At 69.8% G+C, this 24673-nt stretch carries 15 protein-coding genes and 1 riboswitch; of the genes, 6 read left to right on the plus strand and 9 right to left on the minus strand.

Annotated elements, in window-relative coordinates; genetic code table 11:
• Positions 1-46 precede the first annotated feature (46 nt).
• The 5 genes from BLV96_RS16850 to metG form a co-directional block, all read right to left on the minus strand.
• Positions 47-1057, minus strand: a complete 1011-nt coding sequence (locus tag BLV96_RS16850; protein ID WP_091389234.1) for a methionine ABC transporter ATP-binding protein — start codon at positions 1055-1057, stop codon at positions 47-49.
• A gap of 209 nt (positions 1058-1266) precedes the next feature.
• A riboswitch (SAM riboswitch) is annotated at positions 1267-1357 on the minus strand.
• Positions 1358-1494: 137 nt separating this feature from the next.
• The gene (gene rsmA / locus BLV96_RS16855) at positions 1495-2331 is read right to left on the minus strand and encodes a 16S rRNA (adenine(1518)-N(6)/adenine(1519)-N(6))-dimethyltransferase RsmA (RefSeq protein ID WP_091389237.1); all 837 of its coding nucleotides are present in this window, start codon (positions 2329-2331) and stop codon (positions 1495-1497) included.
• Between the two features lie 83 nt (positions 2332-2414).
• The gene (locus tag BLV96_RS16860; RefSeq protein WP_086678680.1) at positions 2415-3836 is read right to left on the minus strand and encodes a resuscitation-promoting factor; all 1422 of its coding nucleotides are present in this window, start codon (positions 3834-3836) and stop codon (positions 2415-2417) included.
• A 209-nt stretch (positions 3837-4045) separates the two neighbouring features.
• Positions 4046-4882, minus strand: coding sequence for a TatD family hydrolase (locus BLV96_RS16865; RefSeq protein WP_086678681.1), 837 nt, complete (start codon positions 4880-4882; stop codon positions 4046-4048).
• A 9-nt stretch (positions 4883-4891) separates the two neighbouring features.
• Positions 4892-6688 carry a methionine--tRNA ligase gene (metG, locus tag BLV96_RS16870; RefSeq protein ID WP_167379623.1) on the minus strand — a complete coding sequence of 599 codons (1797 nt, stop codon included), beginning with the start codon at positions 6686-6688 and terminating at the stop codon, positions 4892-4894.
• Between the two features lie 52 nt (positions 6689-6740).
• Between metG and BLV96_RS16875 the strand changes: the two genes are divergently transcribed.
• The 5 genes from BLV96_RS16875 to BLV96_RS16895 all read left to right on the plus strand — a co-directional run bounded on the left by BLV96_RS16875 (position 6741) and on the right by BLV96_RS16895 (position 11058).
• Complete coding sequence (locus BLV96_RS16875) at positions 6741-7307, plus strand: PadR family transcriptional regulator (protein WP_086678683.1); 567 nt, start codon at positions 6741-6743, stop codon at positions 7305-7307.
• A 77-nt stretch (positions 7308-7384) separates the two neighbouring features.
• Complete coding sequence (locus BLV96_RS16880) at positions 7385-8362, plus strand: ATP-binding cassette domain-containing protein (RefSeq protein WP_086678684.1); 978 nt, start codon at positions 7385-7387, stop codon at positions 8360-8362.
• Positions 8352-9116, plus strand: coding sequence for an ABC transporter permease (locus BLV96_RS16885; RefSeq protein ID WP_086678685.1), 765 nt, complete (start codon positions 8352-8354; stop codon positions 9114-9116). Before BLV96_RS16880 ends, BLV96_RS16885 begins: the two co-directional genes overlap by 11 nt.
• A gap of 78 nt (positions 9117-9194) precedes the next feature.
• Positions 9195-9809 (plus strand): glycoside hydrolase family 25 protein, encoded by a 615-nt coding sequence (locus tag BLV96_RS16890; protein ID WP_086678686.1) that lies wholly within the window; start codon positions 9195-9197, stop codon positions 9807-9809.
• Positions 9810-9828: 19 nt separating this feature from the next.
• Positions 9829-11058 carry an aminodeoxychorismate synthase component I gene (locus tag BLV96_RS16895; protein ID WP_086678687.1) on the plus strand — a complete coding sequence of 410 codons (1230 nt, stop codon included), beginning with the start codon at positions 9829-9831 and terminating at the stop codon, positions 11056-11058.
• Here the strand turns inward: BLV96_RS16895 and BLV96_RS16900 are convergent.
• Entirely contained in the window at positions 11035-11988 is a 954-nt protein-coding gene (locus BLV96_RS16900; protein ID WP_086678688.1) for a quinone oxidoreductase family protein, read from the minus strand. The genes BLV96_RS16895 and BLV96_RS16900 overlap by 24 nt on opposite strands.
• Positions 11989-12037: 49 nt before the next feature.
• Here BLV96_RS16900 and BLV96_RS16905 point away from each other — a divergent pair, with 49 nt between their 5' ends.
• Complete coding sequence (locus BLV96_RS16905) at positions 12038-12571, plus strand: QsdR family transcriptional regulator (RefSeq protein ID WP_086678689.1); 534 nt, start codon at positions 12038-12040, stop codon at positions 12569-12571.
• Positions 12572-12578: 7 nt separating this feature from the next.
• On the opposite strand, the gene BLV96_RS16910 is transcribed toward BLV96_RS16905, so the two are convergent.
• The 3 genes from BLV96_RS16910 to BLV96_RS16920 form a co-directional block, all read right to left on the minus strand.
• Positions 12579-13553, minus strand: coding sequence for a hypothetical protein (locus tag BLV96_RS16910; RefSeq protein ID WP_143050979.1), 975 nt, complete (start codon positions 13551-13553; stop codon positions 12579-12581).
• An 8-nt stretch (positions 13554-13561) separates the two neighbouring features.
• A complete protein-coding gene (locus BLV96_RS16915; RefSeq protein WP_158104182.1) occupies positions 13562-20302 on the minus strand; it encodes an RHS repeat-associated core domain-containing protein in 6741 nt (2246 codons plus the stop codon).
• A 91-nt stretch (positions 20303-20393) separates the two neighbouring features.
• Positions 20394-24593 (minus strand): LamG domain-containing protein, encoded by a 4200-nt coding sequence (locus BLV96_RS16920; RefSeq protein WP_143050980.1) that lies wholly within the window; start codon positions 24591-24593, stop codon positions 20394-20396.
• Between the last annotated feature and the right edge of the window lie 80 nt (positions 24594-24673).

Here is a 24673-nt window from a genome sequence, read left to right on the forward strand (position 1 = left end):
AACGCCCCGATGCGACGTGCGCATCGGGGCGGTTCCGACGTTTGGATCAGGCCGCGACACCCTGAGGGCCGCGAGCGGTGTGCGTCACGTGGCCACCGCGCTCGGCGACCCACGCCAGCGCGGCGTCGGCCCGCTCGCCGCGGACGCCCAGGCGGAACCGGCCGACCGGGGTGTCGCCGATCCGGGTCAGGCCGCCGCCGATGGTGGCGAACTCGACGTCGAACCGGCCCGCGGCCTCGGGCAGCAGCGCGCCGACCGACGCGAAGCCGACCAGCACGACGTCGACCGAGCGGTCGTAGCGCGCCGACTGCGAGCGGGTGGTCTCGATGGCCGGCAGCAGCGCCTGCGCGGTGCGGCTGGCCGGGTTCGAGATCAGGTCGAGCACGGTGCCGCGCTCGATGACCGTGCCGTCCTCGAGCACCGCGATGTCGTCGCAGACCCGGCGGACCACGCCGGCGTCGGGCGTCGTGATGACGACGGTGGTGCCCAGCTCGGAGCGGGCGCGGTCGAGCACGGTGAGCACCGAGCCGGCCTCCTCCGGGTCGACGCCGGCCGTCGGGTCGTCGGCCAGGAGCACGGCGGGCGCCGCCGCGAGGGCCTTCGCGACCGCGACGCGGCGGAGCTGCCCCTCGGTGAGCTCGCCGGGACGCTGCGTCGCGCGCTGCGTCAGGCCGACCAGGTCGAGCAGCGAGCCGACGCGGCTGCGGCGCTGCGGGCCCTCGACGCCGAGCTGCTCGAGCGGGGAGGCGATGTTGCCGGCGACGGTGCGCTCGGCGATCAGCTCCGGCTTGGTCGAGACGACGCCGAGCTGGCGGCGGATCTCGCGCAGGCGGCGGCCGTCGAGGGTGCCGGTGTTGAGGCCGTCGAGCCGGACGACGCCGCGGTCGGGCCGCTCCTGCAGTGCGATGCAGCGAGCCAGGACGGACTTGCCGGACCCGGCCGGGCCGACCACGCCGAAGAGCGAGCCGGCCTGGACGTCGACACTCACGTCCCGCAGGGCGACGACCGAATTTCCGTTGGTGGCAAAGGTTTTGGACAGGTTTTCGACGGTGATCACGAAGGCTCCAGGAAACGGGGCGCGCTCACTCGGAGGCGCCCGGCCGCAAGCAGAGTCCGTCCTGTGTGGACGGTGCATGAAGAAGAGGTGGACCGGCTACGACAAGCTCAGTGGGAGCGTCGACATGCGGTCACGGAGCGGCGGCCTTCGTCGACTACGCGACGCCTGGTCAGGAGCAGGGGGCGAGCTACCCTCTTCATCGGAAACGGCCTCCATCGGTCCTGGCGGTAGCACCTGCCCTGTGGAGGGTGGTTGCTGCGACTTCGGCGAGCCAGGTCTCTCAGTCGCTCGGGATGGACGTACTGAGTAAAACCGATCCCGAGGAGCGAAAGCAAGCCTGTTGGCCCAGATCACACGAGTGGAGGTGTCCGAATCGCGAGATCGCACGGCAAGAGGCGTATTTTCGCCGGACGGCGTTGACTTCCACTGTGGACCTGCTAACGGACCGCGGCCAACCTGGCGAAGTCGTGCACGTTCAGCTGCTCGCCGCGGGTCTTGGGGTCGATCCCGGCGGCCGTGAGCAGCTCCCCGGCCCGCTCGGCGGACCCCGCCCAGCCGGCGAGCGCGGCCCGGAGGGTCTTCCTGCGCTGTGAGAAAGCGGCGTCGACGAGGCCGAAGAGCCGATCGCGGTCGTCCGACGCCGGAGCGTCACCGCGTTCGAAGGCGACGAGCGCCGAGTCGACGTTGGGCACCGGCCAGAAGACCGACCGCGGCACGGCGGCGACCTTCCGGGCCGGGCCGTACCAGGCGAGCTTGACGCTGGGGACGCCGTAGATCCGGCTGCCGGGGCCGGCGGCCATCCGGTCGGCGACCTCGGTCTGGACCATCACGAGGCCGCTGCGCAGGGAGGGCACCTCGGCGAGCAGGTGCAGCACGACGGGCACGGCGACGTTGTAGGGCAGGTTGGCGACGAGCGCGGTCGGCTCGCCGAGCTGCTCGCGCGTGACACGCAGGGCATCGGCCCCGACGACGGTCAGCCGGTCAGCGGCGTCCGGGCCCCGCTCGGCGACGGTCTCGGGCAGCCGTTCGGCGAGCTTGGGATCGATCTCGACGGCGACGACCCGGGCACCGGTGGCGAGCAACCCGAGGGTCAGCGAGCCGAGCCCGGGCCCGACCTCGAGGACGACGTCCCCTTCGCCGACGCCGGCCAGCTCGACGATCCGCCGGACGGTGTTGGGATCGTGCACGAAGTTCTGCCCGAGCTTCTTGGTCGGCCGCACGTCGAGTTCGGCCGCCAGCCCGCGGATCTCGGCAGGTCCCAGCAGTTCAACCACCGGTGGAGCCTACCGAGGGGGCGACACTGGCACGCGAAACGGCCCCCGTCCACGAGGGACGAGGGCCGTTCCGAAAGCGAAACTCAGGCCTTCTTGCCGCAAACCGGCCAGGCGCTGTAGCCGCCACGAGCGTCGCGGACCTTCTCCGCGATCGCGATCTGCTGCTCGCGCGAAGCCTGGCTCGGCAGGTTCGCGTACGCGTCGCCGCCGTAGGCGTCCCACGTGCGCTTGTCGAACTGGAGGCCGCCGTAGTAGCCGTTGCCCGTGTTGATGGCCCAGTTGCCGCCCGACTCGCACTGCGCGATGCGGTCCCACGAGGAGCCGTCGCCGATCGCCGGGGTCGGGGCCTGCTTGGTGCCGACGTGGACGATCTTCGGCTTCGGCTGGGTGATGACCTTCTCGGAGATGCTCTCCCGGCCGACCTCTTTGCCGTTCTTCTGCGTGACCTTGTAGGTCACTTCCTTCTCACCCGGCGTGCCCGGGTCCTCGACCGAGGTCTTGCCCTTGGCCAGGTCCGGGTCGTCGACGCGCTGCTCGGGCGGGTCGATGGCTTCCTTCTGGACGACCGTCGAGACGCCGGTGCGGCTGATGTGCACCTCGGCGCCGTCGGTCAGCTTGACGTCCAAGCCGCCCTCGGCCTGGTCCTCCGGGCCCAGGGTGAGCTTGTACTCGCCCAGGAACTCCTTCGTCGTGACCGCGGTCGTCTTCACCTGCTTCGGCGCGTTGGCGCCGTCGTACAGGGTGATGTTCTTCAGGGTCTTGATCTCGACGGTGGCGCCCTGGAGGGGCAGCTCGCCGTCCTTCGGCATCGACATCCACGTGCCGGGCTTGTCGAGCCCGGTCATGCCGAGCTGGCCCAGCGCGTCGCCGAGGTGGGTTGCGCGGACCCAGGAGGTGTGCTCCGCGCCGTCGACGATCATCTTCAGCTGGCGGCCGCGCTCGAGCTTGATGACGCCGCCGTCGCCGACCTCCGCCTGCGGGGACGGGGAGAGCGAGTCGTGCGCGCCCACGGACAGGCCCGCGTCCTCCAGCACCTCGCCGACGGTGTCGCCGAACGAGTGCACGGTGGTCTGCTGGCCGTCGACGTCGACGGTGACGCTCTTGTTCATCGCCAGCGCGGCCGCGCCGCCGCCGGCGACGCTGATCATGACGCTGAGGACGGCGCCCTTGAGGAAGCGGCGCTTCCAGACCTTGGTGGTCTGGCGGAGACCCTCGTCCAGAGCCGCACGACGCGCTTCGGGGGAAGCGGTGCGGTCCTCGTCGAGGCCGTCCGGGATGACGATCGGCGGCAGGTACGTCGTCTCCGCGTTGATGAGGCGGATCAGCTCGTCGACGTCGACGTCGATCTCGGCCATCATCGCGTCGGCGTCGGGGCCGAGCGCGGCGAGGATGTCCTGCTGCGTGATGTTCGGGTCGTCGGAGAAGTCGAGCTGGCCGTAGGCGGTGTCCTCGTAGTGCCGATCGAGGACGGCCGAGCGCGCTCCAGCCTGTCTGCTACCTGTCACCGGGGATCGTTCCCTTTCACGAGACGGCGGTCGGGGGCGCCGTCTCTACGACTGGGCGTGACGATCGGGAACTGCTGAGCGCAGGTCCGACCGGCACGATCACGGGACAGTAACGGGTCCCGCCGGGTTGCGCAAACACCCCCCGGAGTGTCGTGATCCCCGTCACTCCATCAGGTGGACGATCAAGGAACCCTGATGTCGCAATGCGTTCAACCCGTTGTGACACTGGGGAGTCGGTAGACGCGCTCGGCGGTGGTCCGGACCGCTTCGGCGACTTCGTGGACAGCTTCGCCCCTGAGCGCCGCGAGGTGACGGACGGTGTAGGCGGCGCCGAACGGCTCGTTCGGCCGTCCACGGAACGGGTGGGGGGTCAGAAACGGCGCGTCGGTTTCGACGAGGTACTGGTCCGCCGGGCAGAGCCGGGCCGCCTCGTGGAGCCCCTTCGCGTTCTTGAACGTCACCGTGCCCGCGAAGGAAAGGACGTATCCCGCGTCGACGCACTTGCGCGCCATTTCCGCGTCCCCGGAAAAACAATGGAAGATTACGGCATTCGGCGCATTCTCTTCGGCCAGGATGCGCAGCACGTCGTCGTGGGCCTCGCGGTCGTGGATCATCAGCGGCTTGTCCAGCCGCTTCGCGAGGTCGATGTGCCAGCGGAACGCCTCCTGCTGGGCGTCGTGCGGCGAGTAGTCCCAGTAGTAGTCGAGGCCGGTCTCGCCGACGGCGACCACGCGGTCCTGGGCGGCCAGCCGCTCCACTTCGGACTTCTCGGCCTCGCCGAACTCCTTGGTCCGCGTCGGGTGGATCGCCACCGCGGCCCACACGCGCCGGTCCCAGGTCGCCGCCTCGGTGGCCCAGCGGGCCGAGGCGAGGTCGTCCGCCACCGTGACGACGCGGGCGACGCCGGCGCGCTCGGCGCGGTCGACCATGGCCGTGACATCGGCCGCGGTGACCGCGCCGCACGCGTCGAGATGGGTGTGCGCGTCCACCACCGACACCGGGAGCCGGTCCGGGACCGGCGGCAGCTCGCGCTTCTCTTCACCCATGCGTACTTCTTACTCCTTGATGATCGGCGCCCATTCCGGACCGGTCTCGCCGAGCGCCGGGTCGAGCTTGGTGAACAGCGGCGACGGCTTCTGCAGGGGCTTGCCGACCTCGATCGGCTTCGACTCCCACTTCGCCTGCTCGCCCGCGTAGTCGCCGGTCAGGATCGGGTTGACCCGGCCGTCGATGTCGAGGTCCTCGACCTCCTTGAGCTCCGGCTGCGCGGCCCAGACGCCGGTGCCGCCGAGGGCCTCGTACACCTTCTGGGCCGAGTGCGGCAGGAACGGCGTCAGCAGCGTGTTGGCGTCCGAGACGACCTGCAGCGCGGTGTGCAGCACGGTGTCGCGCCGCGTGGGGTCGTCCTTGAGCTTCCACGGCTCCTGGTCGGAGATGTACTTGTTCGCCGCGGTGACGACCTTCATCGCCTCGCTCGCCGCCTGCTTGAACCGGGACCGGGCCAGGTGCGCGCCCGCGGTGTCGAACGCCTTGCGCGACAACGCCTTCAGCTCTTCGTCGGCCGCGGTCGGGGCCTCCGGGCGCGGGATGGCGCCGACGTTCTTGTGCGCCATCGAGATGGACCGGTTGACCAGGTTGCCCCACTCGTTGGCCAGCTCGAAGTTGGTCCGGCGGACGAACTCGTCCCAGGTGAAGTCGGTGTCCTGGGTCTCCGGGCCGGCGACCGAGATGAAGTACCGCAGCGTGTCCGGGCCGAAGTCGCGCAGGAAGTCCTCGACGTAGATCACGCGCCCGCGCGAGGTCGAGAACTTCGAGCCGCTCATGGTGAGGAACTCGCTGGAGACGATCTCGTCCGGCAGGTGCAGCTTGCCGTACTTGCCGGGCTCGCCGCCCTTGTCGCCCTCGCCGTTGTGGCCGAACAGCAGCGCCGGCCAGATCTGGGCGTGGAAGGTGATGTTGTCCTTGCCCATGAAGTAGTAGGACCGCGCGTCGGCGTTGTTCCACCACTCCTGCCACGCGTCCGGGTTGCCGGAGCGCCGGGCCCACTCGACGCTGGCCGAGAAGTAGCCGATCACCGCGTCGAACCAGACGTAGAACCGCTTCAGCGGCTGGTCGCGCCAGCCGTCGAGGGGGATCTTGACGCCCCAGTCGAGGTCGCGGGTGATCGGCCGGGGCCGCATGTCGTCGATCAGGTTCTTGGTGAAGTTGAGGACGTTCGGGCGCCAGTCGGTCTTGGTGCCCAGCCAGTCGCCGAGGGTCTTGGTGAACGCCGGCAGGTCGAGGAAGTAGTGCTCGGTCTCGACGAACTTCGGCGTCTCGCCGTTGATCCGCGACTTGGGGTTGATCAGTTCCGCGGCGTCGAGCTGGTTGCCGCAGTTGTCGCACTGGTCGCCGCGCGCGCCGTCGTACCCGCAGATCGGGCAGGTGCCCTCGACGTAGCGGTCGGGCAGCGTGCGGCCGGTCGACGGGCTGATCGCGCCGCGCGTCGTCTTCGGCACGACGTAGCCGTTGCGGTGCAGCGCCAGGAAGATCTGCTGCGTCACCTCGGCGTGGTTGCCGGTCGTGGTGCGCGTGAACAGGTCGTAGGACAGGCCGAGGCCCTGCAGGTCGGTGCCGATCTGGCGGGTGTACTTGTCCGCCGTCAGCTGCGGGGTCGAGTCCTCCTTGTCGGCCTGGACGGTGATCGGGGTGCCGTGTTCGTCGGTCCCGGACACCATGAGCACCCGGTTGCCGGCCATTCGCTGGTAGCGGGAGAAGACGTCGGACGGGACGCCGAATCCGGACACGTGGCCGATGTGGCGGGGGCCGTTGGCGTAGGGCCAGGCCACCGCGGTCAACACAGGGGTGCTCATACCTTATTAGCCTACGGAGGGCGTCACGCGCTTTGTCGAGAGGGAGGCCAGGTTGTCGGCGACACGGTTGCTCGTGCTCGGGGTGGTGCGCATGTACGGCCGCGCGCACGGCTACCAGGTCCGGCGCGAGCTGCTGAGCTGGTCGGCGGACAAGTGGGCCAACGTCCAGCCCGGGTCGGTCTACCACGCGCTGAAGAAGATGGACTCCGAAGGCCTGCTGGAGCAGGTCGACGCCGAGCCCGGGCAGGCCGGGCCCGACCGGACCGCCTACCGGCTCACCGCCGACGGCGAGCAGGAGTACCAGGTGCTGCTGTCGAAAGCGCTGTCCGATCCTTCGCTGAACCACCCGGACCTGTCGGCGGGGATCTCGCTGATGACGACGTTCCCCCGCGCCCGCGTGATCAACCTGCTCCGGCACCGGCTGGTGCACCTGGAGGCCGAGCAGCGGCAGGCGGCGATGATGCTCGAAGAGGTGAAGGCGAGCATGGAGCTGGGGACGCCCGAGCACGTCGGCGAGCTGTACCGGCTGTGGGGCGGCATCACCGACGCGAGCCTCGACTGGCTCCGGGGCCTGATCGACCGGCTCGTGGCGGGCGAGTACGCGATGGCCGACGAGTAATCAAGTTTGACTAGCACGAGCTCCTTCGGGCAGACTGCGTGCTGCCAGTAGTCAAACTTGATTAGAGGGGACATTCCATGATCACGGCACGCGGTCTCGAGCGGCGGTTCCGCCGCAAGGGCCGCTCTGGGGGCGAAGTACACGCGGTGAAGGGCGTCGACCTCGACGTCGAAGCGGGCGAGCTCGTCGGGTTCCTCGGGCCGAACGGCGCCGGGAAGACGACCACGCTGCGCATGCTCACCACCCTGCTGAAACCGTCGGCGGGCACCGCGACCGTCGGCGGGCGCGACCTGCTGTCCGACCCGCTGGGGGTGCGCGAGCGGATCGGCTACGTCGCGCAGGGCGGCGGCAGCTCGCCGGAGACCACGGTCGCCGACGAGCTCGAGCTGCAGGGGCGGCTCTACCGGATGAGCAAGGCCGACGCGATCGCGCGCGGCGCCGAACTCGCCGAGCAGCTCGACCTGACCGGCCTGGACCAGCGGCTGACCAGGACGTTGTCGGGCGGCCAGCGCCGGCGGCTCGACATCGCGCTCGGGCTGATCCACTCGCCGGGGCTGGTGTTCCTCGACGAGCCGTCGACCGGGCTCGACCCGCAGAGCCGCGCCAACCTGTGGGACCACATCCGCCGGCTGCGCGCCGAGCAGGGCGTCACGGTCTTCCTCACGACCCACTACCTCGACGAAGCCGACGCGCTGTCGGACCGGCTGATCGTCATCGACGACGGCCGGATCGTCGCCGAGGGCACGCCGGACGCGCTCAAGGCTCGGGTCAACGGCGACCGCGTCGAGGTCGGCGTCGACCCGGAGCAGGGTGCCGACGCCGCCGAGATCGCGAGCCGGCTGGCAGGTGCGCACGAGCTGTCCGCGGACGGCGGGGTCGTCCGGTTCCGGGTGCCGCGCGGCGACGTCGCGCTGCCGGAGCTGCTGCGCGCGCTCGACGCGAAGTCCATCCCGATGCTGTCGGTCCAGGTGCACCGGCCCACGCTCGACGACGTTTTCCTGACCCTGACCGGGCGTTCCCTGCGCGAAGCGGAGGAGGGCACCCGTGCTGCGTGACACCTGGCTGATCTTCCGCCGCGACCTGAAGGCGGCGCTGCGCAACCCGACCTGGGTCATGATCGGGATCATGCAGCCGCTGCTGTACCTGTTCCTGTTCGGGCCGCTGATGGTCAAGGCGATGCAGGCCCAGGGCCTGTCCGAAGTGGACGGCTGGATGCTGCTCACCCCGGCGCTGATCGCGCAGCTGGCGTTGTTCGGCAGCTCGTTCGTCGGGTTCGGCCTGCTGGCCGACTACCGCTCCGGCGTCGTCGAGCGGTTCCGGGTGACGCCGGTCAGCCGCGGCGCGCTGCTGCTGGGCAAGGTGCTGGCCAACGCACTGCAGGCCGTCGTGCAGGCGCTGCTGATCATCGCGCTGGCGTACCTGGCGTTCGACCTCGACGCGCCGGTCGGTGGCGTGCTGCTGAGCCTGGTGATCGTCTTCCTGCTGGCGGTGTCGCTGGCGTCGTGCTCCTACGCGCTGGCGCTGACGTTGAAGAGCGAGGAGACGTTCCCGGCGCTGCTCAACGCCGTGCTCATCCCGCTGCTGCTGCTGTCCGGGATCCTGCTGCCGATCACCTCCGGCGTCGCGCCGAAGTGGCTGTACACGGTGTCGCAGATCAACCCGTTCCGCCACGTCGTGGACGTCGAGCGGAACACCTTCCGCGGCGACTTCACGATGGACGCGTTGTTCACCGGCAGTGTCGTGGTGCTGGTGATGGCGGTGGTGTCCGTGTGGTGGGGCACCCGGACCTTCCAGCGAGAGAACGCCTGATCAACCAGCGGGTTGTCACTGCGGGTCCGCCTCCGGCGACGTATGGTGTGCTCTCCACCGACGTGCCGGGGGCGGACTGTGACGGAGCCGGAGAGCGAACGCGGGATCTCGCTGTCCCACCGGGAGCGGGTGACCGACTGGCACGCCGTCCGCGGGGCGGAGACCCGGTTCGTGTCGGTGACGATCAGCGAGAACGTCAACTGGACCAACTCCGCGGCCGAGCGCAACCTGGCCGGCGCACAGGAGGTGGGCCTGCACGTCGGCGGCCGGCACTACGCCCGCCCCGGAGCGGCGCACGACCAGGCCGACCACTTCGTCCGGACGGCCAGCAGGCTCGGCGCGTTCGCGCCCGGGTCCCTGGCGCCGGCCCTGGAGGTCGCGGCACCGAGCGTGGACGACCGGTTCATCAAGACGTGGATCAAGCACGTCCGGCACGCGGCGCGCATCGAACGGGTGCTCGTCTACGCCGACCACGACTGCTGGTCGCACCGGCTGCACCCGGACCGCTGGGCCGACAGCGAGGTCGTGCTGTGGCTGATCCGGCACAACGGCATCCCCGGCCGGCCGGGCTGGTTCCACTCGCGGCTCGGCGTGCACCAGCACGCGTACGGCCCGGACGTGCGGGGCGTCGACGGGCCGGTGGAGCAGAACGCCGTCGTGTACCCGTTCACATTGGGTGACCTGCTGCTCTGACCTGTGGTGGTATGTCGCCATGCGCGTGACGAGCAGGGCACTCCGGACGGACGTGACGCCCGCGCGCGCTTTCTCGGTACTCGCTCACCACAACGCGTCCCGCGGCCTGCCGCCGCCCGCGATGGTCTCGGGTGACTGGTTTTCTTCGCGGGCGGTGATCGCACCTTCACTCGAGGTTTCGCCGACGGGCTTTCCCGCCTGTCCGGAGGTCGACGCTCCCCCGGACGTGATCGGCGGCGGCTGGTTCGGGTACCTGGCATACGACGACTCCGGCCCGCTGCCGGCGTCGGCGTGGGGCTGGGCGGACCACGTGCTGCGCTGGTCTCCTTCGGGCACCTGCTACCTGGAGTCCCTCGACGGCGGTGGGCCTTCACTGTCCACAATGGAGTCGCTGCTGACTTCTCCCGCACCTGCTTTGTCGTGGACGGCCGGGCCCCTGCGACGTCCGTTGCCTTCGGAGCACCGGGACGCGGTGAAGGCGTGCGTGCACGCGATCGAGGCCGGCGAGCTGTTCCAGGCGAACATCTGCAGCCGGTTCACGGTTTCCTTTTCGGGATCCCCCGCTGCTTTGTTCGCCGCCGGAGTGTCCACTTTGGATCCACGCCGGGCGGCGTTCGTCTCGGGCGAGTGGGGTTCGGTGGTGTCGTTCTCGCCGGAGCTGTTCCTGGCGCGGCACGGGCGTTCGGTGCGTTCGACACCGATCAAGGGAACACTCCCCCGGCGCGGGCCGGACGACGACGGGAATGCCCTGTTGTTGCGCCAGTCGGTGAAGGACGTCGCCGAGAACGTGATGATCACGGACCTGGTGCGCAACGACCTCGGCCGGGTGTGCGAGGTGGGGTCGGTGACGGTGCCGTCGCTGCTGCGGGTCCGGCCGGCACCGGGGGTGTGGCACCTGGACTCGACGGTGACGGGGACGCTGCGACCGTCCGTTTCGGACGGCCTCCTGTTGGAGGCCACCTTCCCGCCCGGTTCCGTGACGGGCGCGCCGAAGATCCGCGCGCTGGACCTGATCGCCGCTCTGGAACCCTGCGGACGCGGGGTCTACACGGGAGCGATCGGACTGCTGTCCCCGGCGGCGGGGCTGGAGCTGAACGTGGCCATCCGGACGTTCGAGATCGCCGCCGGCCGGATCGAGCTGGGCGTCGGCGGCGGCATCACGGCCGATTCGGACCCGGAGGCGGAGTGGCAGGAGTGCCTCCACAAGGCGGCACCCTTGGAACGCCTACTTGCCGGGGTCGAGCAGTAGCTTGCCGACGGTCTTGCGCGACCGCAGGGCCTCGTGCGCGCCGCGGGCGTCCGACAGCGGGAACTCGCCGCCCGGGATCGCCTTGAGCTTGCCCGCCAGGACCAGCTCGAACAGGTCGTTCAACGCGGTCCCGAAGACGTTGCCCGGCAGGCGGAACACGTGCGGCAGCCACATGCCGCTGACGGTCGTGCTGTGGCCGAGGACCTTGCGCAGGTCGAGCGGCTTCGGCGCCTCCCGGCCGGCCATGCCGTAGAAGGCGAGGCGGCCGAACGGCGCGAGCGCGGCGATGCTCTGGTCGGTCGTCTTGCCACCGACCATGTCGAGCACGACGTCGACGCGGCGGCCGTTGGCGTCGAGCAGCACCTCGGTCATGTCCTCCGCACGCGAGTCGACGGCGACGTCCGCGCCGAGTTCGAGCGCGAGGGCGCGCTTCTCGTCGCTGCTGGCGGTGGCGATGACGCGGCCGGCGCCCCAGGCCTTCGCGAGCTGCACGGCGATCGTCCCGACCCCGCCGGCGGCCGCGTGCACGACGACCGACTCGCCCTTTTCGAGATGGGCGTTCCGCTTGAGCAGGACCCACGCGGTGGTGCCCTGGACCAGCATGGACAGCGCGGTGAGGTCATCGATGCCGTCGGGAACGGGGAAGGTGGTCGCCTCGGGCGCGACGGCCTTCTCGGCGTACCCGCCACCACCGTTGAGCAGGGCGACGACCCGCTTGCCTTGGGCGGTTCCGACCACTTCGCCGCCGGGAACGAGCGGCAGCTTGGACGGCGCGAGGTAAGAGTTTTCGGCCTGGTGGGTGTCGGCGTAGTTGACGCCGATGCGCTCGACGTCGATGAGCACCTCACCGGGGCCGGCCACGGGATCGGGCAGCTCGACCGGCGTGAGCACCTCGGGTCCGCCGAACTCGGTCACCTGCACTGCGCGCATCTGCGTTTCCCTCTCGCCGTCGTCCGCTCGATGTGAGACATTCTGACATATGTCTCACGAGTTCGAACGGGCACGCGAGTGGTTCCTGTCGGGCCGCCGGCTCGACATGGGCGAACTGGCGGAGGACCTGTCGATCAGCCGCGCGACCCTGCACCGGCGCGTGGGTTCCCGCGACCGGCTGCTCGGCGAGATCCTGTGGTCACTGTCGGCCGCCTCGATCGCGCGGCTCTGGCCATCGTGCGCGGGGCGCGGAGCGGCGGGCATCGCGGACTTCGTGAGCGGGTACGTCCGGTTCGCGAACGACTCCCCACCGTTCCGGGACTTCTTGCGCCGGGAGCCGGAGCGGGCGCTGCGGCTGTTGACCACGCGCGCAAGCGTTTGCCAGCAGCGAACGACCACGGAACTGGAGATGCTGCTGTCCACGGAGGTATCCGCCGGCCGGCTGGTGCCGCCGTTGCCGGTACCGGACCTGGCTTACTTGCTGGTCCGGATCGGCGAGTCGTTCGTGTACACGGACGTGATCACCGGGGATGCACCTGATGCGGAGAAGGCGCATGCCGCGGTGACCGCGTTGCTGACATGAGCCGAGATCAACGGATCAGCGTGAGGTCCGCATCCCACAACGCGTCGACGCGACCCTCCTTACCGGGGATCACTCCGGCGAGCGAGCGGCCGGACACGTCACCGACGTCCGGATAGGCGAACCACCCGAGCTCACCACCGAGCGGCAGATCGGCTTCTTCGACGTGGTGGACACCGCCCGAAAAGACGACAGCTTCGAGCGCGGAACCGACGTCGGGCTGCGGCCGCGCCACGACGACCACGGGTTCCTCGTCGCCCAGTCCGACACCGATGTCCGAAACGACATCCCGGCGGGGCGCCCACTTGATCCGAACACCGGGCAAGGCCGCCAACGCCACGCCCGAAGGTAGCCCGAGCGTCCAGTCGAGCCCGTCGGCGGCTTCGAGCAGGTGCCAGCGTTCTCCCCCTGGCCCATTGGCCCAGCGCTCCAGCACGACGACCGGCCGGCCGGCACCGCACAACCGCCGCACGTCCTGCGGGAACCGCTCGCCGAGCTCTCCGAGCACCGCCACGCCGCCGTCCGGATCGAACCACGACCAGCCGCCGGCCGGATACAGATGCAGCCCGAAGCGGCGGGCGGATTCCGCTAACTTCTCGTCGTCAGCTTGCACCGAAAGGTAGAAATCGGTCTCGACGCCGACGGTGAGATCGTCGCCGGCGCACAGCACGCAGGAGAGGTCGCCGATCCGGAGCATGCGGCGGATGAGCTTCAAGGCGGTTTCCGGATCGACCACCAGGCCACTCCGCAGCAGCGGGACCCACGGAGGCAGCGACTTCGACACGGTGGGAGCCCTGATCACGAACTCGGTGACGCCGCAGGCGGTCGCGAGCGACCGGACGAAGTCGACATAGCGATCCTCGACCCGGTAGTACTCGGCTGGCGAGAGCACTTCACCCGCGAACCGGGCGCCGATGTCGTCGTTCGACGTCCAGTCCTCGACATCGCCGTTGCGCGCGGCTTCGTCGTACTTGGCGACGAGCACCACAGACGTCATTTGCCCACCCAGGTCAGGAATGGCCCCTCCGCACTCGAATAACCGACGTCGTACGTCCCGCTCCGGCCGGCGCTCGTGGTCGACGAGAACGCGTCAGGAGCCGAGCCGCCCTTGAAGATCCCCCGTTTGTGCCCGGTCCGGTCCCAGGTGATGTACCGCTCGGAGGCAGGCGCCTTCTTGTTCATCCAGACCTTGGCATTGCCTGCGGACCGGAACTTCGTCGGCCGGTAGCCCAACGCGCCGGCGACCTGGTCGGCCTGCTCCCGGGGAAGGACCGGCCCGGTGCGCCTTTCCGCCCCGCCGGCAGCTGCCGGGCAGTTGTGGACCAAGACGTCGACAGCACCCGCGACGACGTAGTAGTCGTGGACCCCGTCGACCGTGAGGTCGTAGACCGAGGCTTGCTGCTCGAAGTACCGAACAGACTTGACCTCGACCGACCGACCATCCGCCGAGTGTAGGTGCTCACCCGCGGTCAGCGACCCGATCGCGACCCAGTCACCGACCTCTTCCACCCACACGGGGTGCCAGTCCGTCGCGACCAGCGTCGCGCCCGAGTCCAGCGTGACCTCGGTCCGCTCCTGCTCGTCGCTGTGGACGAGCGTGCCCACCACCTTGTGCGACTCCGTCGTCCCCGTCGACGGGTCCGTCGTCTGCACCTCGTCGCCGTCGTGGACCTGCTCGATCGGCTTCGTCGAGCCGTCCGCCAGCAGTACCCGGGTGCCGGCCACGAAGCTGTGCAACATGCACGAAGCACCACTTTCGGCCGACTCAGCCGCGCCCTTGGCCTCTTGAGCCCCGTGAGAGACCTCCGAAACCGCCCGCTCGGCATCCGCCGCCGCGTTGGCCGCCTTGTTCGCGTCGGCCAGGACCTTCTCCGTGTCGACGATGACCTTCTCGGCCTTCTCCACCTCCTTACCGAAGGTGATCAGGGCCTTCGCGCCCTTCCAGAAGTCCGCGATGATCTCGCCGGCCTTGAGGATCTTGCCCCACGGGATGAAGTTGATGATCGTCCGGACGCACGCGCCGAACGCTCCCTGCGTCACGCAGTCCTTGATGTCGTCCCAGCCGATCAAGCCCTTGACCAGCTCGCCCGCCGCCTCGACGAAGACGTCCCACTTGGACTTCTTCACCACTTCCTGGGCGTTCTTGTACGCCTCCTGGCTGATGCCGGAATTCTGGACCGTCTTGGCGTAGACGTCCCTGCCGTTGCGCTTGTCGATCTCCTGCTGCGTGTGGTGGCCCACCACGTTGCAGTTCGAGTTCCACGAGCAGCCCTCGGCCTGCGGCGTCCCCGGGTTGCACAACAACCCGTCCGAGCCCATCGAATGGCACGCCGACAACCCCGACGGGTCCGACTCCGTCACCGGCGAGTTGTTCGCGTACGCGTACGCGTTCAACGTCTGCGGCAGGTCCGGTGTCAGCACCGGGTCCACCTTGGTGAACCGGCCAGTCACCGGGTCGTAGTCACGCGCCCCGAGGTGGGTCAGCCCCGTTGTGTCCTGGTAGCCGCCGACGAAACCGTGCTTGTCCGGCCACGTCGACGTCTGCGCGCGGACGTTGCCGAACGGGTCCGTGTAGCGCTGGTTCGGCTGCAGCGTCCCCTGGGTGATCGACAGGCCGTTCGTGCCGTGCAGATCGCCCAGCATCCAGCGCAGCCCCGACGTCCCCACGCGCTCGGCCACCTGTGTGCCGCCGTGCGAGTAGTAGCGGATCGCCGTCGATGCGTGCGTGCCCGCCGTCTGGAAGATCTCCAGGTCGCCGATCGACAGCGTCGCGCCGGTCGGGTCGTGGGTGATCAGGCGGTTGCCGTCCGCGTCGTAGACGTACGCACTCGTGCCGGTCGGGTCCGTCGCGGTCGCCGTGCGGCCTTCGGCGTCGTACGTGTACGTCTGCGTGTCGCCGCCGACGTTGCGCGTCTTCACCGAGCCGGCTTCGTCGTACGTGTACCCCGCCGTCGCCGTGCCGTTCGGGCCCGCCGTGTCCGTCTGCTGCAGCGCGTGCGGGCGCACCGCCGACGCGCCCGAAGCCGGGTACGAATACGTGGTCGTGACGTCGCCGGCCGCCTTGTGCTCGACCTGCGTCTTGCGGTTGCCGGTCTTGTCGAACGTGTACGACTTCCAGTACGGCGCCGCGCCGCCCAGCGCGGACGCCGACTTCGCCGTCGAGCAGTCCGCCGACGACGGCGTCCAAGCGTCCGTCATCCGCTGCAGGTAGTCGTAGTCGAAGCACTGGACGTCGGCCGTCGCCCCGGCGGGCGTGTCGGCGATCTTCCGGACGTTGCCCGCCGGGTCGTAGGTGTACGTCCGCTTCGACAGCTCCGCGCCGACCTGCGTCTCGCGGCTCACCGTCGTCGTCTGCGCCCGGCGGGTGACCTCGTCGTAGGTCTGGGTCACGCCGACGTTCGCGACCGACGTCGCGCTGTCCAGCTGCAGGGTCGACATCTCGTTCAGCGACGTGTACCCGGTCGCCGAGGCCAGGTCCGTGCGCGCGCCCGTCGTCGAGTCGAGTGCGTAGGTCGTCGACGGCAGGCCCAGGTCGGTGTAGGAGCGGACGATGTGTTCCTGGTGCAGGTTGCCCGCTGCCGGGCTCACGGTCTCCGCGACCGCGCCCGTCGCCGTGTACTTCGTCGAGAACTCGTAGCTCCCCTTGAGCGCGTCCTCCTTCGCCGGAACGTCGACGGCGGTCTTGGTCGGTCTGCTGAACGCGTCGTACGCGACGACGCGGTTGGTGTACGCGTCGGCACCGTCCCAGCGGGTCGACGACGCGGGCATGCCGAGCCCGTGCGGCACCGTGTCGTACGTCCACGTCGCCAGCTGCGGGCCGGTGTCCGAGTCCTTGTTCTCCCGGATCTTCCGGCCGAGCGCGTCGTAGGTGTAGACGAGGGTCTGGTTCCGGGCGTCCGTCGTGGTCTTGAGCTGCCCACCCTGGTCGTAGGTGAACGTCGACCGCCCGGCGTCCGGGTCGTTCTGCTCGACCTTCCGGCCGCGCAGGTCGTACTTCGTCGACCAGACGTTGCCCGCGGAGTCCTGCACGGACGTCGGCGCACCCGCGGCGTTGTAGGTGTAGTTCGTGACGTCGGCGGGGTTGGCCGCCCCCGGCGTGTAGCCGTTGGTGTACTGCAGCCGCTGCGCGGTCTGCCCTTGGACGTCGGTGACCACTGTGGACGGTGAGCCGCCCGCCGGCGGGATCGTCGTCGTGCGCTCACCCTCGTACCGGGTGGTCGTCCGCCACTGCTCGACGCCCTTCGACACCAGGATCGACGCGGTGGGCCGGGCCCGCCGGTCGTACTCCGTGACGGTCTGCGCCGGCATCGTGTTGTCGGCGGCGGTCACCAACGTCGCGTTCGGCCCCGAAGCGTCGTTGTAGTACGGCGCGTTCGTCTTGAACTGCAGGCCGCGCGAGTCGTACAGCGTGTCGGCGATGATCCGGCCGCCGCCCTGCGCCGGGACCTGGGTCTGCCGGGTCCGGCCGAGCCCGTCGTAGATCGTGTACGCGTCGGTGTACTTGGTCGTGTCCTGCAACGTCTTCGTGCGGACGAACGTCGGGGTCGTCTGGTCCCCGCCGTACTCGAACGTCGCCGACGCGGTCTGGCTCCGGAGCCGCCCCGGCGTCCAGACCGCGGTCTTGCGGCCCAGTGCGTCGTAGTCGATGTCCGTGCTGACGCCGTTCACGTCGACCGACGTCGTCGGGTTGCCGCGGGCGGGCTCGAGGGTCGTCGTCGACGTCCAGCCGAGCGGGTTGGTCGCCTTGGTCTGGGTGACCGGACCACCGGTCTCCGGGACGAACGCCGTTTTCGAGACGCTGCCGAACACGTCGGTCGACTCGGTCTCGCGGCCGAGGTCGTCGTAGGAGTTCTTGGCGGTGGCGACGTAGTGCTTGCCGCCGGCGTCCCAGGTGTCGAGGGTGTCCTGCTCGGTGATGTCACCCTTGGTCGGCGGCTGCCCGACGGCCTGGTGGTCGTAGGCCACCTTCACGTCGGTGATGCTGTTCGCTGCGGTCTGCGTCCCCGCGCAGGTACCGCCGAACATCACGACCGTGCTCGACCGGTCGAACATCCCGGCAGTGTTGGGGACGTAGGTCGTGTTGGTGCAGGTGTCGTCCGACGGCGTGGAAGTGTCACCCTGGTCCTCGACCTGGGTGGTCATCCCGTTGTCGTCGAACTGCTTCTTCACCAGCGTCCGGCGGTAGGTCTTGCCGTCGGAGAGCAACGTCCGGCCGCGAACTTCCTTCGTGTCGAGCATGTACGCCTTGAGGCGCCCGTCCGCGCTGGTCGCGGTCGGGCCGCGCTTCCACGGCTCGTTGACCGACGCGGAGTCGACCGTCGTGCCGTCGTCCAGCTTCGTCCGCGACTCGCGCACGTAACCCTGCAGGAAGTCGTCGTCCACAATGGATCCGCCGTCGGAGTCGGCGACGGAGACCTGCCGGCTCCCGGACGGCAGGTGGTCGCCGTTCATCCCGCGCAGGTACAGCGATTCCGTGACGGTCTTCGTCTTGCCCGGCGCGCCGATCGACGTGGTCACCACGTTGTAGCCGCGCCACTGGTTCCAGGTGCGGCGGTCGTCCGGGGTGAACTGGCTGTCGTCGTAGTGCCAGGCCGCGGTGTTGTCCGGGTAGTCGTAGTGCGTCTCGACCGGGACGGAACCGCCGGTGAGGTCCTCTTCCTTGACGTCGACGACGACGTACTTGTGGAACCAGTCCAGCACCGGGTCCTTCGCCTCGGGCGGGCTCCAGTACGACGCGAAGCAGCGGTAGGTGTCGGTCTCCGGCGACGCGGGCATCTTCACGCCCGGGACGCAGTCCTGGGCCGAGTAGGCCACCGTGATCCGGCCGCCGGTCTCGGTGCGAATCTCTTTGAGGCGGCTGCGCGTGATCGCCGCGTACTTGTCGCCGAGGGTGTCGACCCGGTTGGGGAAGATGTAGCGGTCGAACTGGGTCGGCGGCAGCTTGATCGGCGCGGCGCCCGCCTTGCCGGTGTGGGTGATCGAGTTCAGCCACGGTGCCGGCGGGGCGGCGTCGCCCGAGCCGGGGTAGGACTGCACGAGGTCCCACTGGTCGATGTCGTGCGGGGTGGTCCCGGTGAAGTACTGCGTGCGGACCGCGGTCAGGCGCTTGCGGGTGAAGAACGCGGGCGCGCCGTAGTCGCAGGTCGCGCCTTCGGCGCAGATCTGGTCGAACGGCACGTCCGGCCAGTGCGACGCGTTCGCGGCGGTGAGCTTCGCCGGGGCGCAGTCGAAGGACGCGTCCGGGATGCACCGCTCGGCCGTGTCGAAGACGACCTGGTTCGACGGGCCGCTGCCGTAGACGCTGCCGTCCTTGAGGCGCAGGCCGTATTCGACGCGCAGCGGGTAGCCGCCCGCCACGTACGACGTGCCGGCGGAGGTGACGTTGAGGTTCAGCCCGTAGGAGTTCTTTTCCGGCTGGTAGTAGTAGGTGCTGACGTTGCCGTGCGGGTCGACGGAGTAGTCGAGGTTCCACCGCCACCCCTGCTGGCACCAGGAATGCGCGAAGTCGTTCGCCTTGTAGCAGTCTTCGCCGTCGTTGTTGCCGAAAACGGGAACCGTCCACGCGGACTGCGTCTCCGGCTTGCCGCTGGTCCAGCCGGGGAGGTGGTTCAGACCGAAGTAGTACTGGGTGCCGTCACCGGTGGTGACGCGCCAGTGCTGCCCGTGGGAGACACCGTTCTCCGCTCCGGTCAGGAGCTCGACCTTCGACCCGTCGTCGCTCTTCGGGCGCCACAGCGTGTCGGTGACCTTGATCAGCTGGGTCGATCGGCCGCCGAGGACGAGCGACGCGTTGTCGGGACCCCAGCACTGGTCGCCGGTCTTCGTCTGGCCGTTGTTGCCGCCCAGGTCCTCGCTGCAGCCCTTGTAGTGGCGTTCGATGAAGCCGCCCGGGGTGAAGTCCCAGCCGTCGCCGATCCACGACGCCTGGTTGTTGGTCGCCGACGTCAGGCCGTCGATGCTTCCCGAGGAGTAGCTCAACGCGAGGTTGGGCGCCGCGCCGTTCGGGGCCTTCGGCGTCGTGAACGGGTAGCTGTAGGAGAAGTCGCCACCCGAACCGCCGCCGGACCAGTCACCGGCGGCCGACAGCGGCATCGCCGTGGTCGAGCCGGCCGAACCGGACGCCGCGGCGGTGGCCGCGAGCACCTGCGTCCCGCCACCGGTCACGACGTCCGCCGTCACCTGCTTCGCCTTGGCGTCGTTGGCCGAGCCGGCGATCGGCGTGCGCTTGCGGCACTCCGGCTTGTCCGGTGTGGACAGTGCGCACGCGGGCAAGGTGAACAGCCGGAGCCGGTCGCTCCAGCCACCACCGAAGGCGTTGGCGAAGCCGCTGTAGTCCAGCCCGACGCGGACCGGACTCCCGGCGGCGCCGGTGACCGAAAGGACGACGCCGTCGAGCCCGAGCGCTTCGGCGGCCTGGTGGTCGGCGACCTTGACGTGCACCTTGGCGGGTTTCGCCGCGGCCGCGACCCGCCCGAGCCGCACCGGCGTGTCCGCCGCGCGCAGCTGTTGGGTGGCGGCGGGGGCGAGGTCGACGTCGGTGTCCTTCGCCGCGGGCCAGACCGGCGGGGTGACGGGCGGGGTGCCGATCTTGATCTCCGCCGGCTTGCCCGCCGTCACCGGGCTGACCGGGACGCTCTTCTCTTTTTGCCCCGGTGGGACGGACCAGTTGCCTCCGGGCGCGGCGGGGGCGGCGACGGCCGTCCCGCCGGAGCCGAGCATGACGACCGCGAGCACGGCGGCGGTGACTCTCGAAGACCGGCTCAGCCGAGCCCATCTGGCACTTTCACGCATGGAAGATCTGCCCGTTCTGCGGAGGTCGGGAAAACTAGGGGTGGTCGACGACGGTGTCGGCGTTGATGTGCTGCTGGTCGAGCACACCGCTGTAGACCCGGATACCGCGCAGGTCGCCGTACCAGTAGTCGGTGTCCATGCCCTTGAAGCGACCGCGCCCGAGGAAGAGGTCCTCCAGATCGCTCGCGCCGTTCCAGCCCACGACGTTGTCGACGCACTTCGGGCTGTACTGGTACGCGTCGGTCGTCGCGTACAGGCACGCCTTGTGCGTGACCGCGTCGTAGGTCCCGGCGAGGTGCGTCCACACGTTCGGCTGGGCGTCCACGTCCGGTGCGACCAGCACGGACACCGGCGTCGTCGGCGTCGACTCCTTCGCCCACATCGCCCAGCTCCAGCGCGGGTGCCAGGCCCCGGACGCGTCCTGCACGCCCCGGTAGCCGAGGAGGTAGGGCGAGTAGTAGGCGCCGTTCGCCCCGAGCGCGGTCCGGCCGGGTTTGTCCACGCCCGCGGGATCGGTCGAGTCCCGTTGCTTCTCCTTGGCCGCGTCTTCCGCGGTCCAGGTCTTCTTGACCCAGGCCTCGACGGTGAAGCTGCGGTCACTGCGGAAGTTCTGCGGGCGCGGCCCCTCGATCTGGGAACCCCACTCGAACGGGAAGCGGGCCACGTTCGCCCCGTCCTCGTCGGCCGTCAGCTGGACGTTGCCCGACGGCGTGCCGGCCACACCCGTGACGGAATCGGTGGTGGTGCCGTCGAGCTGGTAGTTCGCCCGCAGCACCGCGGTGTTCGCGAGCCCGGCGACCTCGGCCGCGGGCAGCGCCCGGTCCCAGACCTGGACCTGGTCGATCGAGCCCTTGTAAACGCCCAGATCCTGGTCCGCCACCTTGCCGACGGTGAACGGCCCGGTGCCGCGCCACGTGGTGCCGGCGGCGATGGTCACCTCGCCGGTCAACGCACCGTCGATGTAGAAGCGCTCCTTGCCGGCCACGGCGTCGTAGGTTCCGGTCACGTGCGTCCACACGCCCGCGTGCGATGCCACCGGCGCGGTCGCCCACCGCCACCCGGCGGCGGCGGGGTCGGCGCTGTCGCTGGTGCTCATGCCCAGGCCGATGTTCAGGTCGGACATGCTGAGCTGGAAAGCGTTGCCCTTGGTGCCCATCTGGGCGGCCAGGGTGTAGAAGTTCGCGTCCGTCGGCTTGACCCACGCCGAGATCGAGAAGCTCTGCGAGCTGTCGACGACCGGCGCCGACGTGGTGGCGTAGCCCGGGCCCTGGTCGACCAGGCCCTGCCCGCTGCCGTGTCCGGTGGTGTCCTCGGTGGCGGACTGGCCCGCCGAGTCCGAGTACCCCTGGCCGTACGAGATGTTCTTCAGGGTCAGCGTGTTCTCGGTACCGGTGGCGTCCTGCGCGTCACCGTCCAACGTGTACTCACGCACCGCGCCGAGACCCGCCGGGACGCCATTGGCTCCGTACATCGTGGTGACTTCGGCAGCCGACAGCGCACGGCCGAACACCGCCGCCTCGTCGATCGACCCCTTGGTCAAGTAGGTCCGGACACCGCCCCACTTGCCGCCGCCTAGCACGAGCGGGCCGGTCACGTTCGCCGCCGTCGCGGACACCGTCTGCTGGAGGGCGCCGTCGACGTACAGCGCCGCCGTGTGCGCGGTGGCGTCGTACACCCCGGTCAGGTGGGTCCACGTTCCGGTGGCCGGCGTGACCGTCGAGACGGCCGAGGTGACCACCGGGTTGGCGACGTCCGAGCCGCTGAGGCTGAACGCCCACTTGCCTGACAGGTACTGCAAGGCGAAACCGCTGGCCTGATCACCGTCTTGGGAGAGCACCGCCCGCTGGCCGTTGAGGTCGGCGGCGTTCACCCAGGTCGAGACGGAGAACGACTTCGCCGTGTCGACGATCCGCGCCGGGGTCGCGAAGTAGTCACCCGCCTGACCGCTGAGCGCCGCGGCCTGGCCGAGCTTGCCCGCGGTGAAGTTGCCCGTTCCCGCGCCCGCGTAGCGCAGTCCGGTCACCTGCGACCGGCCGTCACCCTCGAACTGCCAGGAGGCCACCGGCGCCGCCGCGTCCTTCACCGTGAACCCGTAGTCGACGCGGTTCGACGGAGTCTTCGCCCGGTTGCACGACCACGCGCTGAGCACGTGCGGTCCCGAACTTCCGGGCGCGATCGCCGTGGTGCCGGGTCCGTTGAGGACCTTCGGCTTCACCGTGCCGGCCTCGGTGCCGTTGCAGCTCGGCGCGGCCGTGTTGTCCAGCTTCCAGACGTAGTGGTCGACCGGGGCCGCCGTGCCCGCCGCGGTGAACGTGAAGTCACCCGGGCGGCCGGGGCCACCGCCGTACGCGCCGGACGGGTAGGTCTGCGACGCGACGCCGGGCACCGCGGGCGCGGTCAGTTCGATCTCGACCTCGCACGGCACCGCCCACGCCTCGTCCTTGCCGTCCGTCGAATGGACGTCCCACGAGTAGAAGCCGTCGGCGTTCATCTCGGTCTTGGGCAACGTCGCGGCCGCGTTCCGGTTGGCCTGGTTCGTGTCGCTCACGATGTTGTCCGAGCCGTAGTCCCGGCCGGTCCACGTGTAGCCACCCTTGCTGACGAGTCCCTTGTAGACGCGGAACCGGGCGTCGAGCGCGTAGCCGTCGGGGTCGGAGACGTTGGCCCGGGTGACGTAGCCGGTCGCGGTCGGGCCGAGGACCGGCCGGGAGGCGCCCTGGACGCACGGGTAGGACTGCGTGCCGTTGAAGATCGCGAGGTTCTTCGGCTGGTTCGGCGGGGAGTTGTAGATGACCGAGAAGCCGACCTGGGGCGAATAGCGCTTCCACGTCGCCTGGTTGTTTTCGTCCGGCGAGACGATGCCGAAGGTCCACGTGGGTGAGTTGCCCTTGACCGCGCTGTCGATGGTCCCGGTGATGTCGAACCCGGCGCTGTGCGTGTCGCCGGTGCAGTTGCCGCCGACCACGCCGACGGTGTTCCACCAGGCGGGCCCGCTGTTGAACTTCAGCCCGGCGCTGATGCCGCCGGCCCAGACCACGTTGTTGGTCTTCGAGCAGTCGCCCGGGTTGGGCAGGCTGAGGTTCAGTGATGCGCCGTAGATCTTCTTCCCGGCCAGCCCGCCCAGGTTCATCTCGACGAAGGAGCGCGCGGTGACGAGGTGCTGGCTGCAGCTCGAATTGGGGTCGTTGAAGTAGCCGGCCTTCAGGCTGTCATCGCTGTCCCACACCGCGTCGCCCGGCGTCTTGCCCGTGCCGCAGGCGTACTGGACGAGGTAGTGGTTGCGGCCGCACGCGCCGCAGTAGTTGTCGTGCCAGGTCGGGTCGACGTAGACCGGGTAGACGGTGTCCGCGGCGGCCAGCAGCTTCGGGTCCGGCGTCAGGGTGAGCTTCGTCCCGGCGAGGTCGACGCCGACGACGGCCCGGCGCCCGGCCGAGGCCGGGCCCCGCGTGAAGTCGTGGGTTGCCGTCTCGACGCCGGAGGAGTCCCACATCGTGGCGGCCGGCGCGGTGAACTTCTCGTCACCCGCGGCGTTCCGGACGTGCAGCGAGCCGTCGGCGTCCTTCGTGACGGTGCCACCCCGCACCGGTACGCCGAACTCGAGCTTCGCCAGGTTCTTCGCCGCCTCGGGCGTCTTGACGACGACGACCTCGTGGACGGTGTCGATGTCGACCTCGACCCGCAGGTCGGCGCCGGGCAGGACCTCCGGGTAGGTCGCGGTCGAGCCGGTGACGACCGGCTCGGGCAGGGCACCGAGCCAGTCGAAGCCCGCCGTCGTGCCGTCGCGGGTCAAGCGCAGCAAGGGCTGCGCACCGACGGACTTCGCGGCGCTCTTCGCGCCGGCGGACAGGGTGATCCCGGTCGTCGCGGCGTTCGGGGCGAGCACGCCGTCTTTGGGCGCCAAGGTCGAGTCGGGCGCGGACCACCCGGTGCCCCGCTTGACCCGCACGGGCCGCGTGTGGCGAGTGGTCGTGAGCGTGCCGTCCGGGTTGGCGAACGTCTCGGCGGTCTCAGTGGTCTGGTCCACGACCTGAACGCGCTTTCGGGCCTGCTCGGCGTACCGGGCAGCGGTGGCTTCGTCCGGCGCGGTGTCCGGAACCTGCGCGACCGTGTCGGCCGCGGCGGCCGGAGGGCGCAAAAAAGCCGTGGCGGGGAGAATCCCGAAGGCCACGGCCAGCACCAGGAAAAGCACGCCACGTCTGGATCTCAGCCGCGAAGAAGACACGTCGAAAGCCACGCGAAGATTCCCCTCACTCCGCGGCCGGACAACCCGAGCCGCGCCCACGAAGTACGATCGCCCAAGATCGAAAGCCGTGG

Source organism: Amycolatopsis pretoriensis (assembly GCF_900107925.1).
Taxonomy (GTDB): domain Bacteria; phylum Actinomycetota; class Actinomycetes; order Mycobacteriales; family Pseudonocardiaceae; genus Amycolatopsis; species Amycolatopsis pretoriensis.

Bases quoted from the DNA above. Each gene is read 5' to 3' on its own strand.
- BLV96_RS16865 (WP_086678681.1), bottom strand. From the start codon at position 4,882: ATGGGTGAAGAGAAGCGCGAGCTGCCGCCGGTCCCGGACCGGCTCCCG.
- metG (WP_167379623.1), bottom strand. From the start codon at position 6,688: ATGAGCACCCCTGTGTTGACCGCGGTGGCCTGGCCCTACGCCAACGGC.
- BLV96_RS16880 (WP_086678684.1), top strand. From the start codon at position 7,385: ATGATCACGGCACGCGGTCTCGAGCGGCGGTTCCGCCGCAAGGGCCGC.
- BLV96_RS16895 (WP_086678687.1), top strand. From the start codon at position 9,829: ATGCGCGTGACGAGCAGGGCACTCCGGACGGACGTGACGCCCGCGCGC.
- BLV96_RS16900 (WP_086678688.1), bottom strand. From the start codon at position 11,988: ATGCGCGCAGTGCAGGTGACCGAGTTCGGCGGACCCGAGGTGCTCACG.
- BLV96_RS16905 (WP_086678689.1), top strand. From the start codon at position 12,038: ATGTCTCACGAGTTCGAACGGGCACGCGAGTGGTTCCTGTCGGGCCGC.